This window comes from Alteromonas sp., from assembly GCF_984505615.1.
In genome coordinates this window covers 48,064-62,938 of record NZ_CFHOXV010000009.1, presented here as the reverse complement: position 1 = coordinate 62,938, position 14,875 = coordinate 48,064, and the positions used below count along the sequence as shown (strand labels likewise).

12 protein-coding genes are annotated in these 14,875 nt (G+C 51.4%); 8 read left to right on the top strand and 4 right to left on the bottom strand.

The window, feature by feature from the left end:
* Positions 1–31 precede the first annotated feature (31 nt).
* The gene (locus AC4PME_RS08110) at positions 32–919 is read right to left on the bottom strand and encodes a LysR family transcriptional regulator (protein WP_491044666.1); all 888 of its coding nucleotides are present in this window, start codon (positions 917–919) and stop codon (positions 32–34) included.
* Between the two features lie 88 nt (positions 920–1,007).
* On the opposite strand from AC4PME_RS08110, the gene AC4PME_RS08105 reads away from it, so the two are divergent.
* Entirely contained in the window at positions 1,008–1,322 is a 315-nt protein-coding gene (locus tag AC4PME_RS08105) for a DMT family transporter (protein WP_070125969.1), read from the top strand.
* 31 nt (positions 1,323–1,353) lie between these two features.
* Here AC4PME_RS08105 and AC4PME_RS08100 read toward each other — a convergent pair whose 3' ends face one another.
* The gene (locus tag AC4PME_RS08100; protein WP_491044667.1) at positions 1,354–2,265 is read right to left on the bottom strand and encodes a LysR substrate-binding domain-containing protein; all 912 of its coding nucleotides are present in this window, start codon (positions 2,263–2,265) and stop codon (positions 1,354–1,356) included.
* 159 nt (positions 2,266–2,424) lie between these two features.
* Between AC4PME_RS08100 and AC4PME_RS08095 the strand changes: the two genes are divergently transcribed.
* From AC4PME_RS08095 to AC4PME_RS08070, 6 genes are read left to right on the top strand one after another with little or no spacing between them, the layout of a single operon-like run.
* Positions 2,425–3,402 (top strand): fumarylacetoacetate hydrolase family protein, encoded by a 978-nt coding sequence (locus AC4PME_RS08095; protein ID WP_491044668.1) that lies wholly within the window; start codon positions 2,425–2,427, stop codon positions 3,400–3,402.
* Position 3,403: 1 nt separating this feature from the next.
* On the top strand, positions 3,404–4,204 hold the full coding sequence (locus tag AC4PME_RS08090) for a cyclase family protein (RefSeq protein ID WP_070125966.1): 801 nt from the start codon (positions 3,404–3,406) through the stop codon (positions 4,202–4,204).
* An 11-nt stretch (positions 4,205–4,215) separates the two neighbouring features.
* Positions 4,216–5,382 carry an alpha/beta hydrolase family protein gene (locus tag AC4PME_RS08085; protein WP_303573374.1) on the top strand — a complete coding sequence of 389 codons (1,167 nt, stop codon included), beginning with the start codon at positions 4,216–4,218 and terminating at the stop codon, positions 5,380–5,382.
* Between the two features lie 4 nt (positions 5,383–5,386).
* Positions 5,387–6,316 (top strand): VOC family protein, encoded by a 930-nt coding sequence (locus AC4PME_RS08080; protein WP_491044669.1) that lies wholly within the window; start codon positions 5,387–5,389, stop codon positions 6,314–6,316.
* A 5-nt stretch (positions 6,317–6,321) separates the two neighbouring features.
* A complete protein-coding gene (locus tag AC4PME_RS08075) occupies positions 6,322–6,684 on the top strand; it encodes a Rieske (2Fe-2S) protein (RefSeq protein WP_119499611.1) in 363 nt (120 codons plus the stop codon).
* A complete protein-coding gene (locus tag AC4PME_RS08070) occupies positions 6,681–7,811 on the top strand; it encodes an FAD-dependent oxidoreductase (protein ID WP_491044670.1) in 1,131 nt (376 codons plus the stop codon). The genes AC4PME_RS08075 and AC4PME_RS08070 overlap by 4 nt, the downstream gene beginning before the upstream one ends.
* Positions 7,812–7,884: 73 nt before the next feature.
* On the opposite strand, the gene AC4PME_RS08065 is transcribed toward AC4PME_RS08070, so the two are convergent.
* Entirely contained in the window at positions 7,885–10,365 is a 2,481-nt protein-coding gene (locus tag AC4PME_RS08065) for a TonB-dependent receptor (protein WP_491044671.1), read from the bottom strand.
* A gap of 257 nt (positions 10,366–10,622) precedes the next feature.
* Here AC4PME_RS08065 and AC4PME_RS08060 point away from each other — a divergent pair, with 257 nt between their 5' ends.
* On the top strand, positions 10,623–12,920 hold the full coding sequence (locus tag AC4PME_RS08060) for a TonB-dependent receptor (RefSeq protein ID WP_491044672.1): 2,298 nt from the start codon (positions 10,623–10,625) through the stop codon (positions 12,918–12,920).
* 56 nt (positions 12,921–12,976) lie between these two features.
* On the opposite strand, the gene AC4PME_RS08055 is transcribed toward AC4PME_RS08060, so the two are convergent.
* Positions 12,977–14,809: a tannase/feruloyl esterase family alpha/beta hydrolase gene (locus AC4PME_RS08055; protein WP_491044673.1), complete on the bottom strand. Its 1,833-nt coding sequence runs from the start codon at positions 14,807–14,809 to the stop codon at positions 12,977–12,979.
* Between the last annotated feature and the right edge of the window lie 66 nt (positions 14,810–14,875).

Sequence of the window (14,875 nt, the reverse complement as noted above, 5' to 3'; positions counted from 1 at the left end):
GCAACTGAAGTTTTCAGTTCCTGCAGCGAAATCAAAACTCAGTTGCCAGCGTCTTCTTTAACTCATTGCTAAACCATTGCACTACGGGTCCGTGCTGGCGGCCCCGTGGCGTGATGATATCTACCGGTACGCTCCAGGTTTTATGATCAAAAACCATGTCCATTGGTTTGAGTTTGCCGGTTGTTAGCGCATCCTTAGCCATAAATGCTGGCAGGTATGCCCAGCCAATTCCCTGCAGAAGTAATGACAGCGCGTGCTGGTAGCCTGAACACCACCACACGTTAGATGCCATGCTGATTAAGAATTGAGATTCACGTTTTGCGCTGCCGCGAACGGCTATCTGTTTGTGCTGCAACAGTGCTGTAGAAGAAATCTTGCTGGCCTCTGCGAGGGGGTGTGACGGGTGGCACACCGCGACAAAAGGTACATTGGCAACGAAGAAGAAGTCTGTGGTTTTCATGGATTCAATTTCCGAAAACATGAGACCCAGGTCAATTTTACCGCTTTCAACCGCGAGAGCGATATCGTGAGAAGGAAGGGTAGCGAAGTCTAATTCCAGTGTGGAAAAGCGGCTTTCGAGTCTGGCAATGAGCGCATAAATGGCAGGTGTCAGCATACCGTCGTCGATGGCGATACTCAGCCGCGTTTCCTGAGACTGGCTAATTGCCGCAGCTGTTTTCGACAGCTCATCGGCTTGCACTAACAGACCCTGGGCCATTTTCAACAGGCGTGTTCCTGCTTCTGTGAGGACAGGTTGTCTGGATGTGCGGTCGAACAATGTCACGCCTAAGTCAATTTCAAGATTATTGATTGCCTGACTCACCGCCGACTGCACTTTCCCTGTCTTGCGGGCACAGGCAGAAAACGAGCCTTGTTCTGCGGCGATAACGAACATGCGGACATATTCAAGATTTAACATATCAGTAAAAGTGATGGTTGCTAACTGGTGTTCATTATAAATAAAGATAGTATGCCGCCCAATAGTTCATCATTTAATGAGGAAAACGATGAGTTGGGTTTATCTGGTGCTGGCAGGGTTAACCGAAATTGGCTGGCCTCTCGGCCTGAAGTTATCTCAAAGCGGTCAGTACAAATGGGGTGGCATCGCCATGGCGATTGCATTTATGGGTGTCAGCGGCTTTTTACTCTATCTGGCACAAAGAGATATTCCTCTGGGCACCGCGTATGCCGTATGGACCGGCATAGGCGCTGCCGGTACATTTCTGGTGGGCGTTTTTGCTTTTGGCGACCCTACATCACTGCTGCGCTACATCGGCGTCTTTTTGATCATATCTGGTGTGGTACTGCTGAAAGTGGGATGAGAAATGTGAGGTGATAAATCACCTCACGACATCAACTACTCACCATCGCCGCTTCTTCTAAAATCAGTGTGCGCAGCCAGCGGTGAATAGGATCGCTGTCTACGGTTGGATGCCACATCATGGCTTCCCGCAGATCGGGAAAATCAAAGGGCATGGATAAAATGTCGATGGGCATGAAGGTGGCCATGAGTTCAGCGAAACGGCGGGGGATAATGGCCAGTCTGCCGGTGCTGACCACCGTCGTGCAAAGTGAGGTGAAGTCGTTGGTGATCACCTCGACTTTACGTTCAATATTGCGCTCGTTAATCAGCCACTGCTCAATACTCAATAAACTCACCCGGCCAAAACCCACGGAAGCGTGCCCCAGCGATGAGAAGATTTCCGGCGTCAGGCCACCTTGCGTATCCGGGTTGTCTTTACAGGCAATGCAGGCCAGTTCGTCGGTGGAGAAAAAGGCGTGGGGATAACCGTCGACGGTTTCACTTTCCGGCGCAATCACTATATCAATGCCGCTTTTTACCATGGTTTCCACTTCAACAGTGAAAGGTGAAAGAAATTCGAAGGTCATGCCTGGCGCCAGCTTTTGCACTTTCGCCAGTACACCGGCAAGGAATACCTGAATAATATAATCTGACGCAACAATGCGGAAATGTCGCTGGCTGGTGGCGGGCTCCAGTTTACGTTTATTGGTAATCGAGCCGCGCACAATATTCAGCATTTCTCTTACCGGTTCCTGCAGTTCAAGGGCGTAAGGTGTGGGCTGCATTTTACGACCTATCTGCACCAGCAAATCATCATCAAAATAATGCCGCAACCGCGATAAAATACTGCTGGTGGCCGACTGTGACAGGTGCAGCTTGTCGGCTGTTCTGGTGATATTTTGTTCTTCCAGCAGTATGTCTAATGCTACCAATAAATTCAGATCCAGCTGTTCAAACCGCATAACGCCCTCGTTGCCTGTTTAGGTATCTATGAAATTGATGCAAACCATCTATACATTCAATTTTTTGTTTGGTCAGCGCCCATTTAACATTGTTTCTCCATTAATTTAAATATTTTTAACAATAAAAAATCGAATTTTTGTTCGGTTTGTGGAGCGGCGATGAAACTAGCCTCAATCGATAACGGTAGTCCGGATGGCCAACTGGTTGTTATCTCAAAAGATACTTCGCAAATGTGTCGTGTACACGGTTCTGCCGGCACCATGGCCGCGTGTCTGGCTGACTGGCAGAGTGTGCTTCCGGTACTTCAGGACATCAGCAACACATTGAATAACGGCACCTGTGAACAGGCCGAGCCGGTTGCAGGTGCCTGTTTCTTAGCGCCTTTACCCCGCACGTATCAGTGGCTGGATGGTTCATTGTTTATGAACCACGGCCATTTGATGCAAAAAGCATTTAATCTCGACCCCATTGAAGACGCCGACAAATATCCGCTGATCTATCAGGGTGCCGGCGATGCTTTCACCGGATGTAACGACACCATTGCGCTGTATAACCCGGCCCACGGCGTAGATTTCGAAGGCGAGTTCGGTGTTCTGACCACGGATGTGCCTGTGGGTGCTACACCCGACGAGGCTATGCAGGCCATCAAACTGGTGGTGCAGCTTAATGACATCAGCTATCGCGGTCTCGCGCCCCGTGAAATGAAAACCGGATTTGGTTTTGTGCAGGCCAAAGGTGAAACCGCTTTTGCGCCGTTCGCGGTAACGCCGGATGAGCTTGGCGACAGCTGGGCAGACGGCAGAATTCATTTAACCCTCAATATCAACCGCAACGACGAATGGTTTGGCAGTCCTTCGGGCAGTGAAATGCATTTTGGCTTTCACGAGCTCATTGCCCACGCCGCCACAACCCGTCCTATCAAAGCCGGTACGGTATTTGGCTCCGGCACGGTTTCCAATGCAAACCCGGAAGCCGGTCAGGCTTGTATTGCCGAGCTGCGCGCTAAAGAACTGATAAGGCACGGCAAGCCGCAAACCCCGTTCTTAAGCGAGGGTGAAACGGTACACATGGTGTGCCGCGACAAGCAGGGCCAGCCGCTGTTCGGCGAAATCAATCAAACAGTAAAAGGAGGCTAATATGTTCAGCCCCAATGATTTTGACATCGTAGATTTGTCCGTCACGCTGGACAACAACCCTCACACCGATCCGCCGCCGCTGCTGCCGAAGATTGATTATATGGATCACCAGGAAGGCTGGCCGGAAATGGAGGCTATGTTTCCGGGCCTCACACTGGACCAACTTCCGGGCAACGAGTCCTGGGCAGCCGAACGCCTGCAAATCACCACTCACAGTGGCACGCACATGGACGCACCATGGCATTACGCATCGACCACCGACGGCGGCAAGCCCGCTTTTGGTATTGATGAATTGCCTCTCGACTGGTGCATGCGCCCGGGTGTGAAGCTGGATTTCCGCAACATGGAAGACGGCTACGTGGTGACCGCAGAAGACATCGAAGCTGAGCTGAAGCGTATCAACTACGAACTGCAACCGCTGGATATCGTGGTGGTGAATACCCGCGCCGGTGCCATTTTCGGCGAGCCGGGTTATCTGGAAGCCGGTGTGGGTCTGGGCCGCGAAGCCACCATGTACCTCCTTGAAAAAGGCGTGCGGGTAGTGGGCACCGATGCCTGGAGCTGGGATGCACCTTTCAAATATACCCGCGAACGCTTCGCTGAATCCGGCGATGCGTCAATTATCTGGGAAGGCCATAAAGCCGGCCGTGATATCGGTTACGGACAAATGGAAAAGCTTTCAAACCTTGAGTCACTTCCGGCGTCCGGATTCTGGATTTCCTGTTTCCCTTACAAAATTAAAAAGGCATCGGCGGGCTTTGTTCGTGCCGTTGCGTTCGTGCCTAAAAAGACGAATTCTTAAGAGGAGTTATCATGTTTAAGTATTTCCCCACCAACTATGTGTGGAACCTGTCAGTCGACCTCGCCATTGAAATGGGCGCCCGTATCGGTGAAATCGAAGAGATGTGTGCACCGCTGCAGGAAGCCGCAAAGAAAAAAGACAAAGAGGGTACCGAAGCGTTCCGCAATACCTGGGCAAACATGGCAGACAAGCTCTGTGTGCTGGCCGAAGAAGACGAGCAGGCTGGCCGTATGATTTCCGCCGGTGAGAAATACATGCGTGCTTCTTCGTACCTTATCACCTGTGAGCGTTTGCAGGCCCACAATGCCCCGGGCCGCCTTGAGCTTTACAAGCGCGAACTGGAATTATTCGAACGTGGTATGGCGCTGAAAGGTGCGAACTGTAAGCGCGTTGAAATTCCTTATGAAGGCAAGCATCTGTCCGGTCTTTACGTGAAAGCGAAAAACGTAGACGGCCCGGCACCGCTGTTAATTCAGGTAAACGGCCTGGATTCCACCAAAGAAATGAAGTACCTCGTTGGCTTACCACAATGGCTGGCTGACCGCGGCGTGTCGTCTCTGGTACTGGATCAGCCGGGTACCGGCGAAGCATTACGCCTGCAGAACATTAACGCCCGTTTCGACAGCGAGCACTGGGCTTCACCGGTGGTTGACTGGCTCGAGCAGCATCCTGAAGTAGATAACAGCCGCATTGGTATGGAAGGGGTGTCGTTAGGGGGCTATTACTGCCCGCGCGCGGTGGCCAACGAGCCGCGCCTGGCACTGGGTGTGTGCTGGGGTGCAAACCATGACTGGCGTGACGTTCAGAAGCGCCGCCTGGAGAAAGAAGGCGACTTCCCTGTGCCGCACTACTGGAATCACGTGTGCTGGGTATGGGGCGCAAAAGACATCGACGAGTTCATGACCATTGCTGAAAACGTGTGTCTGGACGGTGAAGTAGAAAAAATCAAAGTGCCTTTCCTGGTCACCCACGGTTCGAAAGACTCACAAATCCCGCTTAAGTGGGCAGAGCGCACCTACGAGCAACTGGTAAACAGTCCTAAACGTGAACTGAAAGTGTTCACCGAACGTGAAGGCGGTGTGCAGCACTCCAGCTTCGACAACAGCATTAACGCCGGTCACTACATTGCTGACTGGGTAGCGGAAACGTTCAACGCCCGCACATCGATTGAAGGATAAAATCATGAATATTATCGGACCGGATTTATTGATTTTTGGTGTTGATGATGTGGAAGCCTGTAAACAGTTTGCGCTGGATTACGGTTTAACGCAGGCATCTGAACACCGCTTCGTTGCCCTTGATGGCACGGGTATTGAGATTTACAGCAAAGACGACAGCAGTTTGCCTGCGCCGCTGGAAACGGGTTCAAGTATCCGCAAAACCATTTACGGTGTGGTGGACACCGCAACCGTGGATGCCATTTACGACGAGCTGTCCAAAGACCGTGAAGTAAAACGTCTGGATGACGGCAGTATTGAAGCTGCGGATGACATGGGTTTTGTGCTGGGATTTCAGGTCACTATGCGCAAACCGTTGGATATGCCGGCAGAGAAAATTAATGCACCCGGTGCACCTGCACAGCGTCCGGCAAATGAAATTGGTGTATCGAAAGACTTTACGCCGGAGCCGCGCACTCTGTCTCACGTGGTGTACTTCGTGCCGGATTATAAAAAAGCGGAAGCGTTTTACGCCGAACGTCTGGGCTTTATCACCACCGACCGCTTCAGTCATGTAGGTCCTTTCATGCGTCCTGCAGGCACTACCGATCACCATACGCTGTTCTTCCTGAACACGCCGCCACACATGAAAGGTATTGAGCACTTTACCTTCCACATGTCTGGCCCGACTGCGGTGGTGCAGGCCGGTAACCGTATGGTGGAAAAAGGTTACCAGAGCTTCTGGGGGCCGGGCCGTCACATCTTCGGTTCTAACTGGTTCTGGTACTTCAAGAGCCCGTTTGGCTGCAACATGGAATTCGATGCCGACATGGATCTCCATGACGACAACTGGGATGCCCGCGAAGCCTTGCCGGGTGCGGATAACTCGCAGGTGTTCCTGCTGCAGTACCGCGAAAAGTGGGCACCAATGGGCCCGCCGCCACCGAAAGGCTGATTGTCATGAACCAAGGTGTTCTGCTCTGTAAGTTGGATGATTTACCCGACAATAGTTCCCGGGGTTTTTTGCCTGATGCTCAGGGTCAGGACACCGTTTTTATTGTGCGCCGTGGCAGCAAGCTGTATGGCTACAGCGATATTTGTCCGCACTATGGCGATACCGCCTTACCCTGGAAAAAAGATGTTTATCTGGATGCCGGTGGTGACTACATCGTTTGTGCGGCGCATGGCGCGTTATTTACACCCGACACCGGAGAGTGTGTGAAAGGACCGTGCAGAGGCGATTTTTTAACGCCCCTGAACATCACGGTAACCGCTGAACAGGATGTCGTTTTACTCTGTGAATCACGAGGAAAAGAACAATGAGCGCATGCGTAAATAAAGTATTGATTATTGGTGGTGGCTTCTCAGGTATGTCTGCCGCTATTGAAATGAGTAAGCGCGGTATACAGGTTGATCTCGTTGAGATTGATAAGAATTGGCGTACCGACGGTGCCGGGATCAGTATTGGCGGCGCCACCATAAGAGCACTGCGTCAAATCGGTGTACTGGATGAATTTAAAGCGCAGGGTGCTACCCATGCCGGTTTGGATGTGCATGCGCCCGACGGTACCCATCTGGCGCATATTCCGGCGCCGCCGGTGGTGGGCAATGAAGCACCCTGTGAAGGTGCTATTATGCGTCCGGTACTGGCAAAAATTTTGGCAGCCAAAACCCGCGAATACGATGTGAATGTGCGCTTAGGTATTACCTTTGAGAACATCAACGATAAAGGCGACAGCGTAGAAGTGACCTTTACCGACGGAACCAGTGGTGAATACGACCTGGTGGTCGGTTCAGACGGCCTGATGTCATCGGTCAGAACTACATTGTTCCCTGATGCACCCAAGCCATCTTACATCGGGCAGGGCGTATGGCGTGCAATTTTGCCCCGTATTCCTGAAATTGAAAACATTCACATGTGGATGGGTAAGAGCGTGAAAGTGGGTGTGAACCCCATGTCGAAAGACGAAATGTACATGTTCATTACCGAAAACCGGGCGGACAACGAGTTTATTGAACCGGCTACTTTCAAAGAGCGCTTTATTGCGTTGCTGGAGTCTTTCCCGGCCCCGGTTGTACAGCAAATGAAAGGCATGCTGCACGAGAAGTCGATGATTCACTATCGTCCGCTGGAAAGTATGCTGATGCGTGCGCCCTGGTATTCAAACCGTGTAGTGTTAATCGGTGATACCGTGCATGCGACTACGCCGCACCTGGCATCCGGTGCCTGTATCGGACTTGAAGATGCCATTGTTTTGGCAGAAGAACTGGATGACAAAGCGACATTGTCTCAGGCATTAAGCGCATTCCAGACCCGCCGGTGGGAGCGTTGTCGCCTTGTGGTCGAAAACTCAGGTCGCCTTGCTGAAATCGAAATTGAGGGCGGTGACAAAATGGAACACGCCGGCATCATGCGTGATTCTGCTATTGCGATGGCGCAGCCGCTTTAATCACTATTCAGCGATAAAAAAAGGTGCGCTTTGTATCAGCGCACCTTCATCATTGCGGATAACTCATCGCTTATCAGAACTCGTAACTCACATTAGCGAATACCATTCTTGGTCTGGCGTAGGCAGCTTCTGCATAGCCACTGCCTGAACCTAAAGACGAGTTACCAGATACGCGGTAAATCTCATCGGTGGCGTTGTTAATGCCCAATGCTACTTTCCAGTCCATATCCGGCGACTCGATGACGACCGAAATATCAACCAGCGTATAGGCATCGTTTTGCGCAATGGCTTCAGTGTTTGCCGCATCAAAATATACCGGGTCGCTGTAGGAAATATCAATGCGGGGCTGAATACCGTAGCCGTCAATTTCGCCGTAGTAACCAATACCGATATTCCCTTGTAATTCAGGCGCAAAAGGTAACTGATTGCCTTCTGCGGGCCCTGCGCTTACCGGACGGCCGGGCACTTCTATTTGAACCGCTTCATCAATAGACGTATCGAGGTAGCCCAAACCGCCTTCGATAATCCAGTTATCGTGAGGGATCCAGGTGAACTCCAGTTCGGCACCATCAATGGAAGCCTTTCCTGCATTGAACAACCACGGCGCAATGAACACCCGGTAACTGAATTGCAGGTTGGAATAGTCAGAGCTGAAAACCGCACCGTTTAAGCGGAATTCGCTGGTAATGTCAGACTTAAAGCCCAGTTCATAGGTTTTCACTTCTTCCTGATCGAACAGGTGTCCGGCGTCCAGGTCGGACTGCTCAAGGGCGAAGTTAAAGGTTGAATTCCAACCGCCGCCTTTAAAGCCTTCGGAATAGCTGGTGTACACCATGGTGTCTTTGGATACCGTATAGCTTAAGTTCGCCGCCACCGTGGTGGCCGAGAAGTCATGTTCATACAGCTTCTTTTCCAGGTATTTGGTGTCCGGGTCGGCGTAATCGAACTGATCAGGAATCGAGCCTTTGGTTTCTGAGGTATAACGAATACCGAACGTACCGGCCAGCTTGTCGGTGAAGTCGTAAGTGGCCTGAGCGAAATAAGCCATGGCTTCGTTATCGGTGATATTGTTGTCGCTGTCGAGGTGGCAACGGTTTGTGCTTTCTCCGCAGGTAAAGCCGTCACCCCGGTCGCCTACCTGCACTGTCAGAGTGTCCGTCACTTTTTCAGTGTAGTAAAATGCCCCGGCAATGGCCGACAGATCATCACCGGTGTAAGTCAGTTGCAGTTCCTGGCTGAACTGGTCGCCTGAGGAGTCGAAATCGGTGTGCAGGATAGTAAATGGTGTGTTGTCAGCATCCCGTTTACCGGTCCAGGCTAAGTCGCGGTATGCCGTAACAGATTTAAGCTGCAAGTCACTGTTGATGGCATATTCAAGGTGCAGAGATGTGCCCCAGTTTTTCAGCTCACTGCCAACTTCTGCAGTGCCATTGCTGGTAAACGGGCCGCTGTTCCACTGATTGTTCGCACAGGCCGAATCGGTATTCTCACCCACATAACCACGGGGGCCGCCGCCAACTGTCACCAGACCTGAAACGTCTAGCGCCGAACCTTCCGCTGTCGTGACCGGACGTCCGGGAGGACCGGGCAGTGCAACCCAGGCGTCACTGCAACCTGCCGCTACACTCTGGTTTGCTGCAAACCAGCCTGCATTGGCCGCCGTGCCGGTTTCATTCACGTCGTTGTTGTTGTTATAACCGGCAAATACCAGCGGAGAACCGTTTTCATCCGCTTCGGTGTAGTCAAAATTTAGCTTGGCGGTAAAGTTACCGGCGGGTTCGTATAAGAATTTAGCCGTTGCAGTGGTGTTATTAGTGTCACCTAAATCCAGACCATCGTAGGCGCGGGTAACATAACCATCCTGCTTTTTCGTACCAAGGGTGAAGCGGCTGAACAAGTCATCTGTTAAAGGAATATCCACTGCACCGGAGAGTTCCATTAAGCTGTCACTGCCAATGCCGGCTTTGACTTTGCCCCCAAATTCATCGCCGGGTTGCTGCGTATTGATGATAACCGCGCCACCAATGGTGTTGCGACCAAACAGCGTGCCTTGCGGGCCGCGCAGTACCTGTACACTTTCGATATCCCGCATTTCCATGGTGCCGCCGACTGATTGCCCCATGTACACATCGTCAATGTATAACCCGACGCCCGGGTCAGTATTGGCCCTTGAGCTGATTTGTCCTACGCCACGAATAAACACAACCGAAGAATTATTGTTACCTGCTAAAGGCGCATTATTAGTAAATTGCAGGTTAGGGGTAATCTTGCCGATGTCGTCAGTACCGGAAATCTGGCGGCGTTCAAGGGCATCGCCGTTGAATGACGTCACTGAAATAGGTACCTCCTGCAAGTTCTCAGTCACTTTACGGGCGGTTACCTCTATGGTTTCCAGTTTATATTTGCCCTGACTTTGTGTGTCATCAGTTTGTGCCGACGCACCGGGACTTGTCAGTCCGCTTTGTAAAGCAATGGTCACGGCCACAGCCAGACCTTTGCGGGAAAATAATGCCGCCCCCGGAGAGCGCGCTTTCTTCGTTTGGGTAGGATTCATGGTTACACCTGCTCATGGTTTTATGTATTTTTGTTTTTGTCTGTCAGTGCAGCGGGAACTGCGATCTCCAGACTTGTCTAAAATGTTAAAACCGTTAACCATGTGTAACAATTGGCCAGAGTGAAACAGTTTGTTCGCCAATCAGAAACAATTGAAGATGTATAGGATAAATCTATGCTGCTCACTAAATAATCTATTTTTCGTAATGTGAAATTGCTGTTAATTTTTCGTTTAAATTAAAAGACGAAGAGAAACACATGGAAAACAGCACATTCACTCTCACCAAACTTGCCTGTATGACCGCGATGGCATTGTCATCTGCTACCCCTGAAGCTTTTGCGCAGGAGGAACAGCAGGAAGAGAAACAACACGCTATTGAAAAAATCATGGTGACAGCGCAGAAGCGCTCTGAGTCACTGCAGGATGTTCCGGTCGCGATGACCGTTACCACGGCTGAACAACTGGAACGGGATCAGATTTACAGCATCACTGATTTGCAGCGCACTACACCTGCTCTGGAAGTGAGTCAGTCTTTCGGTGGCGAGTCTAACGGCGGTGGCCGTATGCGGGGCATTGGTACAAACGTATTTAACGAAACGGCTGCAGCTTCGGTAGCTATCGTGGTTGATCAGGTACCCCAGGGTAACGTGGTTTCACCTCAGTTATTCGACCTGGCGCAAGTCGAAGTATTAAGAGGTCCGCAGGGTACTCTGTTCGGTCAGACCGCTTCTGCCGGTGTGATTCAGGTCACGACAAAAGCACCGGATTACACGGAAGTGTCCGGTGAAATTGGTGCTGACTACGCCTGGGATGATGTGGACCGTACGATTATCCGCGGTGCGCTGAATGTGCCGGTAACAGACTATTCTGCACTACGCTTTTCCGGCCGGGTAACCAAAGAAAAAGGGCTGCAGCGTAATATCGTGCTTGACCAGGACAACGTGACAGAAGAACAGAGCTACCGTATCCGTTACCGCAATGAAGCGCGGGAAGATTTGATGGTGGATCTTATCGGCGAATACAATCTGCAGGATTTTGATGGTGTGAATTTCTTTGCACCGGCCATTGCCCCCACCTTTGCTCCGTCCATTGGGAACTACACCGCGTGTGGTTTAACTGACATTCAACCTGACGCGCGGGAGTACTGTGCAGAGAAAATGTCACAGGAAAAACGGGAAACCATGAGTCTGTCAGCTATCGTAAACTGGCATATTCCTGATCATACGTTGACCTCTGTAACGGCTTACAAAGAAAAGAAAATTGAAACAATACACCGTAATTACACCAGCCGCGTGGGCGCGCCTACCGCAGTGCGTGAAAATCTGGAATCCACCGGTGAGCAGATTTCTCAGGAGCTGCGGTTAAGTTCTGATACCGACAGTGATTTTCAATACATCGCCGGTGTGTTCTTCTCCCGTTATGCTTACGATACCGGCGCACTGAAGGATCCTGAATACGGTAACCCGCTGAATCTAACCGGCTTCAGCGTGTGCGCAACCTCTATCGATGCTGTACCTCCGGTACCGTTTTTACAAGCCGCGTTTGCTGCTAACGGATACTGGTGTCCGGTAGGCGCTGCTGCCGTCATGGAAGATATCGATGTGTCCTCACAGGCCATTTTTGCTGACGTGACATACGATGTGAATACCGATGTGACGTTATTCGGTGGTCTGCGTTATACCCGTCAGAAGAGTGAATTTCGCAGCGGGCTGGACGGAGAATTTAATAACAGCGGTGACACAACGGACAACGAAGTATCCGGCCGCGCTGGTGTGCGCTGGCGGATCAGCGACGACAACATGATTTATTCTTCCATTTCACGAGGCTTTAAAGGTTCACTGGTGGAAATCAGTGCTAACCCCGGTGTCGCGCCAAATATTTTGAAACCGGAAATTGCCACCTCTTTTGAGATTGGTAACAAAATGACCCTGCTTGATGGCGACATTGCCATTGATACCAATCTGTTCTTTACCAAAATCGATAACTTCCAGTCTCAGCGAACCATTTATGTTGATGCTGAGTTGACGGCGGTATCCACCAATGTTGAAGAAGTGGAATCAAAAGGGTTTGAGATTGATATGTTCGGTCAGCTTACCGACAGCATCTCACTGAACGCCGGCTACATTTATGCCGAAGCGGAGTACCCGGAGGGCTACCTTGGGGATGACGGTACAGACCTTACCGGTGAGCAGTTAATCTTTGCGCCTAAGCACAAGTTCACGGTGTCCGGTGAGTATTTCAAAGCGCTTGGTGAAAACATGGAAGCCTTCGTGAATGCTAATGCGACCTACAAAAGCAAAGTCATACTCCGTGCTTCTTCCGATCCGCTATTCGCTTATGACGGCTACTGGAATATCGGCGCAAGTTTAGGTGTGCGCGACATAGACGGACAGTGGCGCGCTTCGTTGTTCGCCCGCAATCTGACAGATGAAGCTGCACCAGCCGCCTACCTTGCCGGCGACTACGCGGGTACGGCAGATGGTGGCGTAAGAGCGTTGCCGGTTGCAGGTATTACCACGCGATTGATTGGTGTGTCTTTCGACTATAAGTTCTGACCATTAACGCATTAACAGGCCGGGCCCCTGCAATAAGCAGGGGCTTTTTAAGTTTATTAGTTTATTTTTTCACAATGCAGCGCGCCGTCTGCAGCGGTGCAGTCCAACTGACTACCAGCGTTAAAGAACGCCTCACCAGCCCAAGTGTAAGCGGGCATTACCGGACCTTCTGTCTGCGTGTAGTTCTCTGCGATGTGCCAGTCGCCCTGACCGTTATAACGGGCAACGGATGGGTATGGGAAGACCGGAAGCGTGCGTTTCACATAAGCGACGTCGACAACTTCTGCTTTACGACCGTCCGGTGAGCCCATCGTGCCCGGCTGGTCAGCCGGTTTACCTTTACGGAGGTTACCATCATCAGGACGGCGACGTTGCTTACCTGCCGTGCCGTCATGACTGGCAATAATCACTTCAGGCTTTATGCCTTGTTCTACCCACGCCATCATCGGGGTGAGTAAATCAAAATCGTGCGGGCCGGGACCGCCATCGCAGTGATACATGCCCGGGAACAGATAGAGTTGCATGAAATCGCTGACGTCCTTGCCGCCGGATGATACTTTTTTCGCTGCTTCGTAATAGGTCACCGTATTTACCGGAGAAATATGCGGGTCCTGCAGTCCATGCCATATGATCAGCTTACCGCCGCGCTCACGGAAGGCATTGATGTCAGGGTTTGTGCCGCTGTACAAACCGTTCAGTGGCCGTATGTTATTGAAGTTGCCTTCGGTGAACTGAAAATCTTCGAGGGTGTAATCTGAGGACGGATTTTGCTGATAAATCAGGTTATTAATCGCACCGTCAGCAATCATGGTACTGAAGATTTGCTCACTGCCTGCCCGTGGCACATAGACACCGACCCAGGAGAGTTCAGAGCCGGGTTGCGGGCCACCCAACGTCAGAGCTTTACCGGTGGAAGAGTCTTTAGGGCCTTCATACAGCTTTTTCGCGGCATCTATTTTTTCCTGCGTCAGGCAGTTTTCGCTGTCACCTTCTTTGCACAGAGTAACCTGCGGATCAAAGTCACACTGGAAAGGCTGTGCAATAATACCGTCTTTGAGGCCGTCCAGTTCGTCACAAGCCGCTACTGCTGCGTTATACAGTACCGGCATGTCTGCCGCGTGTAAGATGGCGTTTCCGTCGGCGCCGGTATTCGAGCGTGCCTGCCAGCCGTGGAAGAAGCTGTTCTGCACAGAAAAGTTCATTGCCGGCGCACCGGCGATGATGCCGTCAAAGTCACCGGGATAACGCTGTGCTTCAACCAGCGCTTCGCGACCACCGTCTGAGCAGCCGTTGAAGTAGGCGTACTTTGCGGGCTGCCCGTAGTATTCTTCTATCAGAGCTTTCGACGCCAACGCGGTAATGTGTACACCGCGATAGGCAAAATCGATACGCTTCTGCGGGTCCTGGCCGAATTCGCCACCCATGCCCGAGTGCCCCATGTCGGTGCTGGCAAGTACAAATTCATCAGATTCCACCGCCGTACATCCGTCGGCAGCGCCAATATTCATGTTTATCATCCCGCACAAACCACCGCAGCCCAGCTGCATAAAGCGCTGCGTCCAGGCAGCTTTTGGCAGCTTCACATTGAAACCCACTGCAGGCGCCATGGTGCCTTCAACCACGCAGGTTGTTTTGCCGTTGGTGGTTTGCTCGGCCGCTGAGGTGATTTTACTGCCTGCACCACCGATTCCGGTTAAGTCAAACTCCAGCAGGCTTTCGCAGCTTGCCACCGGAGTAACAACATTCAGTGATGCGTTGGAATCCCCTGCGGGTAATTCGCTTTTGGCTTCTGACTTACTGTCCGCCGCTTGCTGACCACAGGCACTGAGAAAGATACTGAAAACAGTAATACAAGCGACGACCAGTGAGGTTTTGTAACGATGAAACATAGGCTTTCCTTTTGAACGAAAACAGGAAAAAGAAAAAACAAAACGGAAAAAACGAAAACACTGCGA

Bases quoted from the DNA above. Each gene is read 5' to 3' on its own strand.
- AC4PME_RS08110 (WP_491044666.1), bottom strand. From the start codon at position 919: ATGTTAAATCTTGAATATGTCCGCATGTTCGTTATCGCCGCAGAACAA.
- AC4PME_RS08105 (WP_070125969.1), top strand. From the start codon at position 1,008: ATGAGTTGGGTTTATCTGGTGCTGGCAGGGTTAACCGAAATTGGCTGG.
- AC4PME_RS08100 (WP_491044667.1), bottom strand. From the start codon at position 2,265: ATGCGGTTTGAACAGCTGGATCTGAATTTATTGGTAGCATTAGACATA.
- AC4PME_RS08095 (WP_491044668.1), top strand. From the start codon at position 2,425: ATGAAACTAGCCTCAATCGATAACGGTAGTCCGGATGGCCAACTGGTT.
- AC4PME_RS08090 (WP_070125966.1), top strand. From the start codon at position 3,404: ATGTTCAGCCCCAATGATTTTGACATCGTAGATTTGTCCGTCACGCTG.
- AC4PME_RS08085 (WP_303573374.1), top strand. From the start codon at position 4,216: ATGTTTAAGTATTTCCCCACCAACTATGTGTGGAACCTGTCAGTCGAC.
- AC4PME_RS08080 (WP_491044669.1), top strand. From the start codon at position 5,387: ATGAATATTATCGGACCGGATTTATTGATTTTTGGTGTTGATGATGTG.
- AC4PME_RS08075 (WP_119499611.1), top strand. From the start codon at position 6,322: ATGAACCAAGGTGTTCTGCTCTGTAAGTTGGATGATTTACCCGACAAT.
- AC4PME_RS08070 (WP_491044670.1), top strand. From the start codon at position 6,681: ATGAGCGCATGCGTAAATAAAGTATTGATTATTGGTGGTGGCTTCTCA.
- AC4PME_RS08065 (WP_491044671.1), bottom strand. From the start codon at position 10,365: ATGAATCCTACCCAAACGAAGAAAGCGCGCTCTCCGGGGGCGGCATTA.
- AC4PME_RS08060 (WP_491044672.1), top strand. From the start codon at position 10,623: ATGGAAAACAGCACATTCACTCTCACCAAACTTGCCTGTATGACCGCG.
- AC4PME_RS08055 (WP_491044673.1), bottom strand. From the start codon at position 14,809: ATGTTTCATCGTTACAAAACCTCACTGGTCGTCGCTTGTATTACTGTT.